Genomic DNA, 14894 nt, shown 5'->3' with positions numbered 1-14894 from the left:
GCGGCCGCCAGTAAAACTTAAGCAGAGGTGGAACGCAGCCCGTTCAACAACAGGTTCAAACTGGCCAAGGCCTGCTCCAGCGCCACGTCTTTTTCCGGCTGATGGGCGACCCACAGCGCAGCATCCATCAGGCCGCCATTGATTAAATGCGCCAGCGCTTCCGGTTCGGCGGTAGCGATACGCCGCTGCGCCATCAACGCCTGTAAGGCCCCCGTCATCCAGGTGATGCAACCCAGCTTGCTGGCCTGCAGATAGTCGGCTCCCAGCACCGAGGGCGAATCGCGTAACAGAATGCGCTGCGATTGCGGCTCCGTCATCATGATCAGATAACCGCGGCAACGCCCCGCGAAGGCCTCCCAGTCATCTGGCGTGCTCGCGGTAATGTCGGCGAGGCGCGCATCCATTTCGGCGTCGATTTCCTGCACGACGGCCAAAAACAATCCCTTCTTGTCGCCAAAATGGTGATAGAGCGCACCGCGCGTCATACCGGCTTGCGCAGTAAGCTCATCCATCACCGTCTCGGCATACCCCACGCCGCCGAACTGCTGACGGGCGGCCGCCACCAGCTTACGCCGGGTTTCTTCAATCATTTCTGTGCGCGCTTTACGTGCCATGGATTCACTCCCGTCTCGCCATCGATGACGTTATAATTGACATACGCCATGTATGTCAATTAACGTAACATACGTGGCGTATGTCAATGATGGGCATTGCGCGAATACCGAGCCGCCAACATTCAGGAGCCCTATTCATGGCTAATCCTTATTTCACACTGTTCAGCGCACCGGGCAGCAAGGCGTTTTCCTCTGCCGGGTTGATCGCGCGCCTGCCGATCTCAATGACCGGTATCGGCATCATCACCATGCTTTCGCAGGTACGCGGCTCCTATTGGCTGGCGGGTGCGGTGGCGGCGACATTCGCCTTTTCCATGGCGCTGCTCGCGCCGCAAATCGCACGCGCGGCGGACCGCTACGGCCAAAGTCGCGTGCTGCCCTACGCCACCGGGGTCAGCGCACTCGCCCTGTTGCTGCTGCTGATCTGCACCCACTATCGGACGCCGGACTGGACGCTGTTCGTCTTCGCCGCGCTCGCGGGCGGCATGCCCAGCATCTCCGCGATGGTCAGAGCCCGCTGGAGCGAAATCTATCGCGGCACGCCGCAGCTGCACACGGCGTATTCATTCGAGTCCGTACTGGATGAGGTCGCCTTTATCGTCGGCCCGCCGATCGCCGTGGGGCTCAGCGTTGCGCTCTTCCCTGAAGCCGGCCCTCTGGCGGCCGCGCTGCTTCTGGTGGCGGGCGTTTCGGCATTCGCCTGGCAAAAAAGCACTCAGCCCCCGGTTTATCCCCGCAATAACCAGCGGCAGCGCGCCATCCTGGCCATGCCGTCGATGCAGATCCTGGTCCTGGCGCTGATCGCGCTGGGCACCATCGTCGGCACCGTGGACGTCATCAGCGTGGCCTTCGCCGAGCAGCAGGGGCAGCCGGCCGCTGCCAGCATCGTGCTGTCGGTTTACGCAGGCGGCTCCTGCCTCGCCGGACTGATTTTCGGCGCAATAAAGCTGCCGTCCCCATTGCCTCAGCAGTTCTTATACGCCGCCTTCGCCACCGCACTCACCACTCTGCCGCTGCTGTGGGTGCACAATGTCTTAACGCTGGCGGCGGCGATGTTTGTCGCCGGACTGTTTTTCGCGCCGACCATGATCGTCGCCATGGGGTTGGTTGAACGCCTCGTGCCGCCTTCACGCTTGACGGAAGGATTGACCTGGATGGTGACCGGCCTGGGGGTTGGCGTGGCGCTCGGCGCCGCCCTGGCGGGGCTGGCGATCGATGCGGTGGGGATCAAGGCCGGCTTTGGCGTCACGCTCACGGCCGGCCTGGTCGTACTGCTGGTGGCGGCCGGCGGCTATCGTTTAATGCGGCGAACGCTGGCCGCGCAAGCGGCATGAACCGCTCGCGCTAGGCGCTTTCCCAAATCGCCTTGCCCTGCCAGCGCCGTTCGATCGCCGCCAGAAACAGTTTCACCTTGGGGGAGAGGTGGCGCCGGCTGGGATAGACGGCGCAGATCGGCGGCCCCGGGCGACAATAGCGCTCCAGCACTGGCACCAGCGTGCCGGCCGCAATCTGCTCGCCGACCAGAAACGCTCCTATCTGACACAGACCGGCCCCGGCGACGGCCGCATCACGCAATGCCTCAACGTTGTTGAAACGCATCCGGCCGCGCACCGGCTGTTCGTGCAGTTGACCGTTAACCCGATAGCGCCAGGGCGCCGGCAATCCCTGGTGGCTGAAGACCAGCGTCTCGTGATCGCCCAGCGCCTCCGGTGTCGCAGGCGTGCCGTAGCGCGCCAGATAGTCTGGCGCCGCGCAGGTGATCAGGCGGTGCGGCGCGAGCACCCGCCGCACCAGCCGACTGTCGTCGCTGCCGCCGACGCGGATCGCCACGTCGATACCGTCGCGCACCAAATCGCTGTAATCGTCGGAGAAGCTGACGTCGGCGTCCACCTCCGGCCACTGCGCCAAAAATTCCCGCAGAATCGGCAAAATATGCAACCGCCCCAGCGAGACCGGCACATCCAGCCGCAGCCGCCCGCGCGGGGTTTGCCGCCGCGTATTGAGCGCCGTTTCCGCCTCTTCGGCCTGCGACAGGATGCGCTGCGCATACTCGTAAAACACCGCGCCGTCTTCGGTCAGGCTGACGCTGCGCGTGGTGCGCTGCAGCAGCCGGGTCACCAATCGCGCCTCCAATCGGTTCACGCATTTGCCCGCCGCCGAACGGGAGATGCCCAGCCTCTCGGCCGCCAGCGTGAAGCTGCAGGCGTCGGCGACGCGAATGAACACCAGCAGGTCGGTCAGGTTATCCAACGGCATAGACGGTAAATTAGCCACGATTTGTCCCCAATGTTGCGCATTCGGGCCAGTTTATCAGCCATTTTGGCGCGGATACACTGGGGTTCTTCATCTGTTGGGAGAGTCATTATGAGTGCCTTACACGCCGACGGCGGCGCAAAAGTGTGGCTGGCGACCTTCACGGTCGGCCTGTCCACCTTTACCGTCGTCACCGCAGAAATGCTGCCCGTCGGGTTGCTGACCCCGATCGTCAATAGCCTGAACGCGACGATCGGCCGCGCCGGGCTGCTGATTTCCCTGCCGGCCCTGTTCGCCGCGCTGTTCGCCCCGCTGGTGGTGCTGGGCGCCCGGCGCACGGATCGCCGCAGCCTGTTGGCGGGCTTTCTGCTGCTGCTGATCGCCGCTAACCTGCTGGCCGCCGCCGCCACCTCCATGGCCCTGCTGTTCGCCGCGCGCATCCTGCTGGGCTTTTGCATCGGCGGTATCTGGGCCATCGCCGGCGGGCTGGCGGAGCGCCTGGTGCCGCCGGCCTCAGTCGGATTGGCGCTGTCCGTCATCTTCGGCGGCGTAGCGGCGGCCTCGGTGTTCGGCGTGCCGCTCGGGGTATTCCTCGGCGAAGCGCTGGGCTGGCGCCTGGCGTTTCTGGCGGTCGCCGTTCTGGCGGCGCTGACCCTGCTGCTGCTGGTGTGCGTGCTGCCGCCGCTGCCGGTCACGCAGGCGATAAGCTGGAGGTCGTTCACCGCGCAGCGCGCGAATCGCCGGCTGCTGACCGGGCTGCTGCTGACGTTTTTGCTGGTCGCCGGTCACTTTATGGCTTACACCTTTGTCCGTCCGCTGCTGCAGACGGTCTCCGGTATCGAGAGCCGCTGGGTGGGGCCGCTGCTGTTCGCCTACGGCGTCGCCGGCCTCGTCGGGAATTTCATCGCCGGCCAGGCCGCCGCCAAACGGCTGCGCCGCACCCTGGCGCTGATCGCCCTCGGGCTGGCGCTCGCCGTCCTGCTACTGCCGCTGCTGGGCCACGCGCCGCTGAGCGGCGGCGCCTTCCTGCTGCTGTGGGGCATCGCCTACGGCGGCGTTTCCGTTGCGCTGATGGCGTGGATGCTCAAGGCGGCTCCCGATGCAGTCGAGGTCGCCTCTTCGCTGTATATCGCGCTGTTTAATCTGGCGATTTCCTGCGGTTCGCTGGCGGGCGGGCTGGTGGTGGATGCCGGCGGCCTGACGATAAACGGCGCGCTGTCCGGCCTGGTGCTGCTGCTGGCGTTGGCCATCCTGATGGGAACCCGGCGGCAGATGCCGAAAGCGGCGGCGAAGGCCGATTCGCCGCCGGGGTGAATCAGGCGCGGCGCTGCCGCAGGCCGTAAACCAGCACCACCGCGAAGCACAGCAGCGGCAGCAGATAAGAGAGCGCGGTGCTGTAACGGTCGGCCAGCGCCCCCATAAAGTACGGCATGATGGCGCCGCCGACGATCGCCATGATCATAAACGAGCTGGCGCGCTTGGTGTGCTTGCCCAGATTTTTCACCCCCAGGGCGAAAATGGTCGGGAACATGATCGACATAAAGAAGAACACCGCGATCAGCGCCACCACCGATACGCCGTCTACGCTCAGCATTACCACGCCGCACAGCGCGATGTTGATCAGCGCATAGGCCGCCAGCAGCGTCGCCGGTTTGACCCGTCCCATCAGCCAGGTGCTGAAGAAGCGCCCGACCATAAAGCAGATCATGGCGATCGACAGCAGGTAAGAGGCGTTCTGGTTAGACACCTCGCGCCAGTGCTCGGTGGCGTAGTTGATGAAGAACGCTCCCACGCCCACCTGCGCCGCCACGTAGAAGAACTGTGTGATAACCCCGCCGACGAAATGCGGATGCTGCCACAATCCCTGCGCTATCACGCCGTGCACCGGTTTTTCCTCTTCGCGGATCGCCGGCAGCCGGGTGCGGCTGAACAACAGCGCGATCAGCAGCACCAGCGCGGCGATCGCCACATAGGTCATCTTCACCGCGCTCTGATCGCCGTCGCCGGCGGACTGGCTGGCGGAGAAGAACAGCGTGCCGCCGATCAGCGGGCCGATAAACTGCCCGAGGCCGTTGAACGACTGCGCCAGGTTGAGCCGCCGTTCGGCGCCCTGCGCGTCGCCCAGCACCGTGGCGTAGGGGTTGGCGGCCGTTTCCAGGCAGCCCAGGCCGCTGGCGATAACGAACAGCGCAAACAGGAATACGCCGAAGCTGTTGGCCGACGCCGCCGGCACGAACAGCAGCGCCCCCAGCGCGTACAGGCACAGCCCGACCAGAATGCCCGCCTTATAGCCCTTGCGATCCATAAAGTACCCGGCGGGCAGCGCCACCAGGAAATAGGCGCCGAAGTAGGCCGCCTGCAGCAGCCCCGACTGCGCCTTGGTAACGTGCAACGTCTCCTGAAAATGTTTGTTTAATACGTCCAGCAGGCCGTAGGACAGCCCCCACATGAAGAACAGGCTGGTGACCAGGATAAAGGCCCAGCGCAGATTGGCGGTCACGGGGACGCCCGGCTGCGCGGAGGCCGCACTTTTTTCAGCAAGCATGGTGATACCCTCGTATCGTCTGGCGATGATGATGTTGGCGTTATTGCTGTTGCAGAGAGAAAATCCGCGCCATTTCCACCCATTTTTCGCCCTGCGGCGTCCAGGGGGTGGCGACCTGGTAGTGCCACATCAGCGCTTCCCATCGCTGTACTTCGGGGTTGTTCAGGCTGGCGGCGTCAAAGCGCGCGGCGTCGAAATCGGCGCTGACCTCCACGATCATGAACAGCCGGGTGCCCAACCGGTAAATTTCCATGTCCAGAATGCCGTGCTCGCGCAAATGCGCGGCGATGCCCGGCCAAATGCGCTGATGATGCTGCTGGTACTCCGCAATCAGCGCCGGTGAGTCAATCAGATCGAGCGCCTGGCAGAAACGGCGCCGCCCTGCCGCCGCGCCGCTCACGTCAGCGCCCGATCGAGATGCAGGTAGCCGCCGTCCACCGACAGCCACTGCCCGGTGGTGTGCGATGACCGCGACGACAGCAGAAACGCCACGGTGTCGGCGATCTCCTGCGGCGTGGTCATGCGCTGTCCGAGCGGAATGCGCGCGGTGATCTTCTCCATCTGCCGCTGCGGCTCGGCGAAGGTGTTAAGCCAGCGCTGGTACTGCGGGGTGATCACCTCCGCCGGCACCACCGCGTTCACCCGCACCCCGTCATGGCGCAGCGACACCGCCCATTCGCGCGTCAGCGCCAGCACCGCGCCCTTGGCGGCGGTGTAGCCGCTGGTGCCGCCCTGGCCGCTGAGCGCGGTCTTGGAGGCGATGTTGACGATGGCGCCCCGGCTCTCCCGCAGCGCCGCCTGGCACAGGTGCGCCATCAGGTAGTAGTGCACCAGGTTCTTTTCCAGCGAACCGACGAACGCTTCACGCCCCGCCTCCAGCCCGACGCCATCATTGACCCCGGCGTTATTCACCAGCCCGTCGATGCGGCCGAAGGTCGCCAGCGTCTGGCTAACCGCCCGGCGGCAGGCCGCCTCATCGCACAATTCGGTGAGGATCACCCCGGTGCGCGGCTGCAGCCGCTGCAAATCGGCCAGCAGCGCCGCCTCCGGCGCGGCGTTAGTGACCAGCACCGGGATCGCCCCTTCCTCGGCCAGCACATGAGAAATCGCCACGCCGATGCCGGAACCGCCGCCGGTAACCAACACCACCTTATCTTGCAGATACAGATCCATAACCAGACTCCGTTAAACCGTAAATTCGCCAGGCGGTGCCGCCCCAAGTCGCCGCCTGTTCGGCGGCCCCCAGCGTCGACAGCGCCTGTTCGCACAGTTGCACCACCTGGCGGTAGTCGCCGGCCAACAGGCACACCGGCCAGTCGGAGCCGAACATCAGCCGCTGCGGGCCGAAAGCCTCCAGCGCGGCGTCGAAGAACGGCAGCAGCTCCTCCGCCTGCCACCGGCCGCCCGGCGCCTCGGTGATCAGCCCCGAGAGCTTGCAGGCCACGTGCGGCAATGCCGCCAGCGGCCGGATTTGCTGCGCCCAGTGCCGCGCACCGCGCGCGATGTCCGGCTTGCCGAGATGATCCAGCACCAGCCAGTGCTCGTCATGGCGGGCGGCGAACGCCGCCGCGGCCGCCAGATCCCGGTGCGTCACCAGGATCTCGTACACATACCCGGCGCGCTGCAGCGTTTGCATGCCGCGTTCCACCTCCGGCCGCGCCAGCCAGGCCGCCGGATCCGCTTCGTCCTGCACCTGATGGCGCACCCCGCGCAGCGCGCGATAAGGCCGCAAAGTTTCCAGACGCTGCGCCAGCTGTGGCGAAGCGATATCCAGCCACCCCACCACGCCGCATACGCCCTCGCTCTGCTCAGCCAGCGCCAGCAGGGCCAGCGTCTCTTCCTCGCTGGGGCGCGCCTGCACCGCCAGCGCGCTGTCGAAACCGTGTTCCTGCAACAGCGGCCGCAGCCGGGGCGGATCGAAATCCTGCCGCAGCACGCGCATCCGCTCGTCGATCCACGGGTAATGCTGCGGGTGGTAGCGCCAGTAGTGCTGGTGAGCGTCGATGCGCGGCATGCGATCCTCCCGCTTCACCCGCGAAACCGGTATTGCTCGATCGACGACGAATGCATCTCGATCGAGTAACCGGGACGGCTCGGCGGCATGTAGGCCGCGCCGTTGATCACGCAGGGATCGACAAAGTGTTCATGCAAATGATCGACGTACTCGATCACCCGGCCCTCGTGGGTGCCGGCGATGCACAGGAAGTCGATCATCGACAGGTGCTGCACGTATTCGCACAGCCCGACGCCGCCGGCGTGCGGGCAGACCGGCAGCTGGTATTTGGCCGCCATCAGCATCACCGCCAACACTTCGTTGACGCCACCGAGGCGACAGGCGTCGATCTGCACCACGTCCACCGCGCCGCGCATGATGAACTGCTTGAACATGATGCGGTTCTGGCACATCTCGCCGGTAGCCACCTTGACCGGCGCCACTCCTTCGCGGATGCGGCGATGCCCTTCCACGTCGTCCGGGCTGGTCGGCTCTTCGATAAACCAGGGGTTGGCGAACGCCAGATGCTTCACCCACGGAATGGCTTCATCGACTTCCCACACCTGGTTGGCGTCGATCATCAGCCGGCGATCCGGGCCGATCACCTCACGCGCGATGCGCACCCGGCGGATGTCGTCTTCCAGATCGCGCCCGACCTTCAGCTTCAGGTAGGAGAAACCGGCGTCGACCGCCTCCTGGCACAGGCGGCGAAGCTTGTCGTCCGGATAACCCAGCCACCCTGCCGAGGTGGTGTAGCAGGGATACCCTTCCTGCAGCAGCCGTTCCAGGCGGCGTTCTTTGCCCTCGGCCCGCTGCTGGAGCAGCGCCAGCGCTTCTTGCGGCGTGATGCAGTCGGTGATGTAACGGAAATCGATGCAGCGCACCAGCTCCTCCGGCGTCATCTCTGCCACCAGCCGCCATACCGGCTTGCCGACCGATTTGGCCCACAGATCCCACACCGCGTTGACCACCGCGCCGGTCGCCAGGTGAATGGCGCCCTTGTCCGGCCCGATCCAGCGCAGCTGGCTGTCGCTGGTGAAGCGCCGCCAGAAGGCGCCCATGTCAGCGGCGATATCCTCCAGCCGCTCGCCGACGATCTGATGCTCCAGCGCGCGGATCGCCGCGCAGCAGATCTCGTTGCCGCGCCCGATGGTGAACGTCAGCCCGTGGCCGCTGAGATCCGCGCGATCGGTCTCCAGGATCACGTAGGCGGCGGAATAGTCGGGATCCGGATTCATGGCGTCGGATCCGTCCAGCCCCAGCGACGTGGGGAAACGAATGTCTTCAACCCGCAGTGCGGTAATGGTGGTCATGGCGGCGCTCCCGGTTAAGCCTGTACGGTTTGCTGGCGCTGTTCGCCCAGCCCTTCAATACCCAGACGCATCGTCTGGCCCGCCCGCAGGTAGATGGGCTGCGGTTTCTGCCCCATGCCGACGCCCGGCGGCGTGCCGGTGGAGATCACGTCGCCCGGCTGCAGACTCATAAAGCGGCTGAGGTAACTGACGATCTGTGGAATGCGGAAAATCATGGTGCTGGTGTTGCCGTCCTGATAGCGCTTGCCGTCCACCTCCAGCCACAGGTTCAGGCTGTGCGGATCGGCGATCTCGTCGGCGGTCACCAGCCAGGGCCCGATCGGCCCGAAGGTGTCGCAGCCTTTGCCCTTGTCCCAGGTGCCGCCGCGCTCAATTTGATATTCGCGTTCTGAGACGTCGTTGATCACGCAATAACCGGCGACGTGGCGCATCGCGTCCGCTTCGCTGATGTAGCGCCCGCCCAGGCCGATCACCACGCCCAGCTCCACTTCCCAGTCGGTTTTCTGCGAGCCGCGCGGGATCTCCACCCGGTCGTAGGGGCCGACCACCGCGCTGGTCCATTTGCTGAACACCACCGGTTCTTCAGGAATGGCCGCGCCGGTTTCCGCCGCGTGATCGGCGTAGTTCAGGCCGATGCAGATGAACTTGCCGATGCCGCCGACACAGGCGCCGAGGCGCGGCTGCCCCTCGACCAGCGGCAGCGCGGCGCTGTCCAGCGCGCGCAGTTTGGCGAGCGACGCCGGCAATAACGCGGCGCCGCCCACGTCGGCGATATGCTGCGACAGATCGCGCAGGCGACCTTGCGCATCCAACATGCCGGGGCGCTCTTGCCCGGGTTCCCCGTAACGTAAAAGTTTCATGCGTTCCTCTCTCAAAAATGGCGGCTCAGTTGCTCCAGCCGCCGTCGATGATCTGCACCGTGCCGGTGGTGTACGAACTGGCGTCGGAGGCCAGATACAGCGCCAACTGGGCAATTTCCTCGGTGGTGCCGATGCGCCCGATCGGCTGACGGGCGACGAACGCCTGATACACCTCTTGCTCGCTGCGCCCTTGTTCGCGCGCCTGCTCATTGATGCGCTGGCGCAGCGACGGCGATTCCACCGTGCCGGGGCAAATGGCGTTGCAGCGGATGCCCTGGGTAACGTAATCCGCCGCCACCGAGCGCGTCAGGCCGATCACCGCCGCCTTGCTGGCGCTGTAGGCGAAGCGGTTCGGCACCCCTTTCACGCTCGAAGCCACCGAGGACATGTTGATGATCGAGCCTTTGCCGCGCGCCAACATGCCCGGCAGGAAGGCGCGGATCATGCGGAACATCGCGGTCACGTTGAGATCGAGCGCGAACGCCCACTGATCTTCGCTGCAATCGAGGATCGATCCGCTGTGCACCACGCCGGCGCAGTTGAACAGCACATCGATCGGGCCGATCGCTTCCGCCGCCGCCGCGATGGCGGCCGGATCGGTGACGTTCAGCGCCAGCGCGCGGATCCCGGCGCAGCCCTGCAGGCGCTCGAGGTTGATGTCGCTGGCGATCACCTCGGCACCGGCGGCGGCGAACAGCCTGGCGGTGGTAAAACCGATCCCTTGCCCAGCGGCGGTGATCAGTACGCGTTTCCCGGTTAAATCCATCTTGACTCCTCGGCCTAAAGGTCTAATGGTCAGGCCACTAAGGGCGATTAAAGGTCAGGCCTCTAACATGACAAAAGACGCTTTACGCGTTATCGTTGGGGGAAGAAGTTAATAAAACAGCCTTGAAACCACATTTCAATTAACCATTTTTTTACACTTGAATAACGATTACTCAAGCGCCTTGTCGCATAATTGTGCGCCAAATCACTGAACGCCGAATCGTCAAAGGTCAAAAATGCCGATTACCCGACTGGAAAACCCAAGGATTTACAGACAGATAGCCGACCAGCTCAAACGTCTTATCGAGAATAACGAATTTCCGCCTGGCAGCCGCCTGCCCTCGGAGCGCGATCTTGCCCAGCAGTTGCAGGTCAGCCGCGCGTCGGTACGCGAGGCGCTGATCGCGTTGGAAGTGATCGGCTTGGTGGACGTCAAGGTGGGCAACGGGGTGATCGTGCGTTCGCCAACGCCGCCGGCGGCGTCGCAGGAATCGGTGATGGCTCAGGCCGGCCGCAACCAGTGGGCGGAGATCGACGACGAACTGAATATCGAGCTGGATTTCAACGCCGAGCTGCCGCCGTTTTCACTGCTGCAAACCCGCCTGCTGATTGAACCGGAGACCGCCGCGCTGGCCGCGCGCCACGCCACCGACGAGGAGCTGGCGGGCATCCGCGCCGCCTATGAGCAGAACTGCCGCGATAACCGCGCCGGCTCCGCCACCCACCCCGGCGATCGGCTGTTCCACATCCGCATCGCCCAGGCCAGCGGCAACCCGGCCTATGCGTTCATCATCGGGCACCTGCTCGGCCACCGCTACGGCAGCATGTTCCGCGTGCTGCAGCGCCACTATACGCCGGACGACATGCCGCACCGCTCCGAGCTGGAACACCGGGCGATCCTGGCGGCGATCGAAGCGCGCGACGTGCGCGGCGCCCGCAAGGCGATGAAGGCGCACCTGGATGAAGTGATCGCCATTTTCGCCCGCGCGCAGTAGGCCGCCGGCGGTTAAAAAATTTTATCGCCACCGCTCTTTTTTCTACATGCAGCAGGGGCCTGGGGGCATTACACTGGGCGACGAATAACGCCCTTTCCCGCTGCATTGTTAAATGGATAACGACCGTTGAAGAACTCTGTCTCCGCTTTATTGCTGGCGCTGGGCCTGTGCGCCGCGCCGCTGGCCGTGCAGGCCGCGCCCCCGCAGCTGGCTTCGCAAATCGTCGACCAGTATGCCGAACATATTTTCTACAACAGCGGCGCCACCGGCATGGCGCTGGTGGTGATCGACGGCAATCAGGTGGTTAACCGCAGCTTCGGCGACACCAAGCCCGGCAACAACCTGCGCCCGCGCCCGGATTCGCTGATCCGCATCGCTTCGATCACCAAGCTGATGACCAGCGAAGTGATGGTGAAAATGGCGGCGGCAGGCCAGGTCAAACTGACCGACCCGCTGCGCAAGTACGCTCCCAAGGGCGCCTATGTGCCGTCTTACAACGCCGGCCAGCCGATCACCTTATTGAACCTGGCGACCCACACCAGCGCGCTGCCGCGCGAGCAGCCGGGCAAAAAGCCGCCGAAAACGCCGGTGTTCACCTGGCCGACCAAGGCCCAGCGCTGGCAGTGGCTGGCGCATGCCAACGTCACGGTGCCGCCGGGCGTGCGCGCCGCGTATTCCAACCTGGCGTACGATCTGCTGGCCGACGCGCTCTCGCGCGCCGCGGGCAAGCCTTACAGCGCGCTGCTGAAAGAGAAAATCACCGCGCCGCTCGGCATGGTCGACACCACGTTGACGCCGAGCCCCGAACAGTGCTCGCGCCTGATGGTGGCGGCGGCCGGCCCGAGCGCCTGTCGCGACACCACCGCCGCAGCCGGCAGCGGCGGCGTCTACTCCACCCCGCGCGACATGCAGCGCTGGATGCAGCAGTTCCTCTCCTCCAGCGCCAGCGGCCCGCGCAAAGCCACCGCCGCCAGCGAGCAAACCATGTACTTCCAGCGCCACGATCTGGTGTCGCTGAAGGGCATGGACGTGCCGGGGCAAGCGGATGCATTGGGATTGGGCTGGGTGTATATGGCGCCGAAGGACGGGCTGCCGGGCATCATTCAGAAGACCGGCGGCGGCGGCGGATTCATTACCTACATGGCGATGATCCCGGCGAAAAACGTCGGGGTGTTCGTGGTGGTGACCCGCTCGGAGCTGAGCAAGTTCACCAACATGAGCGATCCGGTCAACCGCCTGGTGAGCGATCTGGCGGCCAACAAGAGTTGAGATGAGGGGCGCAGCCAACTGCGCCCCCACGCCTCAGGCCGGCACCGCCATCTGGTGGATCACTGAATGGAAGTTGCGCTTGAAGTAGATCAGGCCGTTGCCGGCTTCGCTCAGCGCGATCTGCTTGATCTGCACCAGGTACATCTGGTGGGTGCCGATGCTCTGGATCTGCTCGATCTCCCCTTCCAGGCTGGCCAGGGTATTGCGCAATACAGGCTGCCCCAACGCGCCAAGCTGCCACTCTTCCAGCCGGAAACGATCTTCCATGCTGACGCCGGTCATGCCGGCGAAGTGGCGCGCCATCAGTTCCTGTTCGTGGTTGAGCACGTTGACGCACAGCCTGCGGTTTTCCTGAAACACCGGGTTCATCGCGCTGTTGCGGTTGATGCACACCAGCAGCGTCGGCGGCGTATCGGTCACCGAGCACACCGCCGTGGCGGTGATGCCGCAGCGCCCCGCCGGGCCGTCGGTGGTGACGATATTCACCGCCGCCGACAGGCTGGCCATGGCGTCACGAAAGCGCAACCGCTGTTCATTTTCCTGAGACATACAACCTCCTCCTGAATTACTTCAGCAGATTATCCAACTGATTAATATCGTCATTATTCCGCAGGTGCGGCACCTTCCAGCCGTGCTGATCGTAATCGGCCAGGCACTTGTCGACCATCTGCATCATGCGATCCATGTTGCCGGATCCCTGCGCGTGGCGCAGGCACTGCAGGCGGATCTCATCCTGGCTGCCGGCGTAGTTGATCTCATACAGCTCGTGGCGCCCGCCGAACTCGCTGCCGATCGCATCCCACATCAGTTTGAGGATCTTGATGCGCTCGACGTGATCCATACCGTCCGATCCGCGCACGTAGCGCGCCAGGTACTTGTCGATCTCCGGGTTGTTCATGTCGCGCACGCTGGACGGCAGGTAGATCAGGCCGCTGGTGACGTTCTTCTCGATGATGTGTTTCACCTTGGTGTAGGCCATCGGCGCCATCACGCGGTAGGTCTGCAGCGCGGCGGAATCCGGCAGGTAGGCGCCGTTTTCCCATTGAGTGGCTTCGGCGCACATCGCGTCGCTCAGCGACCAGAACAGGTTGCGCCAGGCCACCACTTCGCCCAGATCGGCCTGCACGCCGCGGAACTCCAGCACGCCGGTGCACGAGAGGCTCTTTTGCAGCAGCGCGGTGATGAAGTCCATCTTCACCGCCAGGCGCACGCAGGCCTGCAGCGGGAACAGCCGGGCGAAACCGCCTTGAGTACTCCAGCGGCGGCAGCGGTCGAAATCGCGGTAGATCAGCACGTTTTCCCACGGGATCAACACATGATCCATGATCAGGATCGCGTCGTTCTCGTCGAAGCGGCTGGTCAGCGGGTAGTCGAACGGCGAACCGGTGGCGCCGGCCACCAGCTCGTAGGAGGCGCGCGAAATCAGCTTCACCCCTTCGGCGTCCATCGGCGCCACGAACATTAGCGCGAAGTCCGGATTATCGCCCATCACCTGCGCCGAACCGAAGCCGATGAAGTTGTAGTGGGTCAACGCCGAGTTGGTGGCCACCACTTTGGCGCCGCTGACGATGATGCCGGCGTCGGTCTCTTTCTCCACCTGAATGTAGACGTCCTTCACCTCGTTGACCGGCTTATGACGATCGATCGGCGGGTTGACGATAGCGTGGTTGAAATAGAGCCCGGTTTCCTGAATGCGTTTGTACCAGTGGCGCGCGTTATCGGCGAACTGGCCGTAGAACTCCGGATAAGCGCCCAGCGCGCAGCCGAAGGCCGCCTTGTAGTCCGGCGTGCGCCCCATCCAGCCATAGCTTTGGCGCGACCAGTCGGCGATGGCGTCGCGCTGCTGACGCATCTCTTCCGGGCTGCGGGCATAGCGGAAGAATTTGTGGGTGTAGCCGCCGTTGCCAGTGTCGGTATTCCAGCACAGGCGATCCTGGCTGGCCGGATCGTGCAGCGCGTCGTACAGCTGGCCGACAGACGCCGCCGCGTTGCGGAACGCCGGATGGGTGGTGACGTCTTTCACGCGCTCGCCGTAAATGTAGATTTCGCGGCTGTCCTGCAAACTTTTCAGGTATTCGGCGCCGGTGAACGGGCGTTTGCTGTCGGCACGAAAGTCTTCTGGTTTCATCGGGTCTTCCTCGTCATCGGCATTTTTCAGGCCGTGGAGCTGGCCATTTGTTAAAATAATGTTTTCTTTTGGTTGCTTAATTGAAGCTGCCAAAGCCGGTTTCGAGAAGAGACTTTTGCGGCAATCGCCGGTACTTTTCAGGTCAGTTTGCCGCTTTCG

General features: G+C 64.3%; 15 protein-coding genes. 4 read left to right on the top strand and 11 right to left on the bottom strand.

All coding sequences use genetic code 11. The annotated features are described in order from the left end of the window. Nucleotides 1-17 precede the first annotated feature (17 nt). Complete coding sequence (locus ACJ8IJ_RS16220) at nucleotides 18-614, bottom strand: TetR/AcrR family transcriptional regulator (protein WP_015376551.1); 597 nt, start codon at nucleotides 612-614, stop codon at nucleotides 18-20. A 137-nt stretch (nucleotides 615-751) separates the two neighbouring features. Here ACJ8IJ_RS16220 and ACJ8IJ_RS16215 point away from each other — a divergent pair, with 137 nt between their 5' ends. Continuing rightward, nucleotides 752-1948: an MFS transporter gene (locus ACJ8IJ_RS16215; RefSeq protein ID WP_442518816.1), complete on the top strand. Its 1197-nt coding sequence runs from the start codon at nucleotides 752-754 to the stop codon at nucleotides 1946-1948. A gap of 10 nt (nucleotides 1949-1958) precedes the next feature. Here ACJ8IJ_RS16215 and ACJ8IJ_RS16210 read toward each other — a convergent pair whose 3' ends face one another. Continuing rightward, a complete protein-coding gene (locus ACJ8IJ_RS16210) occupies nucleotides 1959-2870 on the bottom strand; it encodes a LysR family transcriptional regulator (RefSeq protein WP_004933126.1) in 912 nt (303 codons plus the stop codon). Nucleotides 2871-2978: 108 nt separating this feature from the next. Here ACJ8IJ_RS16210 and ACJ8IJ_RS16205 point away from each other — a divergent pair, with 108 nt between their 5' ends. Further along, a complete protein-coding gene (locus tag ACJ8IJ_RS16205) occupies nucleotides 2979-4181 on the top strand; it encodes an MFS transporter (protein ID WP_442518815.1) in 1203 nt (400 codons plus the stop codon). A gap of 1 nt (nucleotide 4182) precedes the next feature. Here ACJ8IJ_RS16205 and fucP read toward each other — a convergent pair whose 3' ends face one another. Genes fucP through ACJ8IJ_RS16170 form a run of 7 tightly spaced genes read right to left on the bottom strand, consistent with a single transcriptional unit; the run spans nucleotide 4183 to nucleotide 10344 of the window. Beyond that, nucleotides 4183-5412, bottom strand: a complete 1230-nt coding sequence (gene fucP, locus ACJ8IJ_RS16200) for an L-fucose:H+ symporter permease (RefSeq protein WP_004933132.1) — start codon at nucleotides 5410-5412, stop codon at nucleotides 4183-4185. A 40-nt stretch (nucleotides 5413-5452) separates the two neighbouring features. Beyond that, the gene (locus tag ACJ8IJ_RS16195) at nucleotides 5453-5812 is read right to left on the bottom strand and encodes an L-rhamnose mutarotase (RefSeq protein WP_004933135.1); all 360 of its coding nucleotides are present in this window, start codon (nucleotides 5810-5812) and stop codon (nucleotides 5453-5455) included. Further along, nucleotides 5809-6585, bottom strand: a complete 777-nt coding sequence (locus ACJ8IJ_RS16190) for an SDR family oxidoreductase (RefSeq protein ID WP_004933138.1) — start codon at nucleotides 6583-6585, stop codon at nucleotides 5809-5811. Before ACJ8IJ_RS16190 ends, ACJ8IJ_RS16195 begins: the two co-directional genes overlap by 4 nt. Next, nucleotides 6563-7426 carry an amidohydrolase family protein gene (locus ACJ8IJ_RS16185; protein WP_004933141.1) on the bottom strand — a complete coding sequence of 288 codons (864 nt, stop codon included), beginning with the start codon at nucleotides 7424-7426 and terminating at the stop codon, nucleotides 6563-6565. The genes ACJ8IJ_RS16190 and ACJ8IJ_RS16185 overlap by 23 nt, the downstream gene beginning before the upstream one ends. Nucleotides 7427-7440: 14 nt before the next feature. Next, nucleotides 7441-8718, bottom strand: coding sequence for an L-fuconate dehydratase (locus tag ACJ8IJ_RS16180; protein ID WP_265261932.1), 1278 nt, complete (start codon nucleotides 8716-8718; stop codon nucleotides 7441-7443). Between the two features lie 14 nt (nucleotides 8719-8732). Then, a complete protein-coding gene (locus tag ACJ8IJ_RS16175; RefSeq protein ID WP_004933145.1) occupies nucleotides 8733-9578 on the bottom strand; it encodes a fumarylacetoacetate hydrolase family protein in 846 nt (281 codons plus the stop codon). Nucleotides 9579-9603: 25 nt separating this feature from the next. After that, a complete protein-coding gene (locus tag ACJ8IJ_RS16170) occupies nucleotides 9604-10344 on the bottom strand; it encodes an SDR family oxidoreductase (RefSeq protein ID WP_004933147.1) in 741 nt (246 codons plus the stop codon). A 235-nt stretch (nucleotides 10345-10579) separates the two neighbouring features. Between ACJ8IJ_RS16170 and ACJ8IJ_RS16165 the strand changes: the two genes are divergently transcribed. Both ACJ8IJ_RS16165 and ampH read left to right on the top strand, forming a co-directional pair. Continuing rightward, the gene (locus tag ACJ8IJ_RS16165) at nucleotides 10580-11338 is read left to right on the top strand and encodes a FadR/GntR family transcriptional regulator (protein WP_131165188.1); all 759 of its coding nucleotides are present in this window, start codon (nucleotides 10580-10582) and stop codon (nucleotides 11336-11338) included. 126 nt (nucleotides 11339-11464) lie between these two features. Then, on the top strand, nucleotides 11465-12607 hold the full coding sequence (gene ampH, locus ACJ8IJ_RS16160; protein WP_015376541.1) for a D-alanyl-D-alanine-carboxypeptidase/endopeptidase AmpH: 1143 nt from the start codon (nucleotides 11465-11467) through the stop codon (nucleotides 12605-12607). A 33-nt stretch (nucleotides 12608-12640) separates the two neighbouring features. Here ampH and hpaC read toward each other — a convergent pair whose 3' ends face one another. Together hpaC and hpaB are read right to left on the bottom strand one after the other, a co-directional pair. Beyond that, nucleotides 12641-13156, bottom strand: a complete 516-nt coding sequence (gene hpaC, locus ACJ8IJ_RS16155; RefSeq protein ID WP_004933156.1) for a 4-hydroxyphenylacetate 3-monooxygenase, reductase component — start codon at nucleotides 13154-13156, stop codon at nucleotides 12641-12643. Nucleotides 13157-13172: 16 nt separating this feature from the next. Next, nucleotides 13173-14735, bottom strand: a complete 1563-nt coding sequence (hpaB, locus tag ACJ8IJ_RS16150) for a 4-hydroxyphenylacetate 3-monooxygenase, oxygenase component (RefSeq protein ID WP_004933158.1) — start codon at nucleotides 14733-14735, stop codon at nucleotides 13173-13175. Nucleotides 14736-14894 lie beyond the last annotated feature (159 nt).

This window comes from Serratia sp. CY40230, from assembly GCF_052168835.1.
Lineage (GTDB): Bacteria > Pseudomonadota > Gammaproteobacteria > Enterobacterales > Enterobacteriaceae > Serratia > Serratia nematodiphila.
The sequence above is the reverse complement of the archived record's forward strand: the minus strand, read 5'-3'. Positions and strand labels throughout refer to the sequence as shown.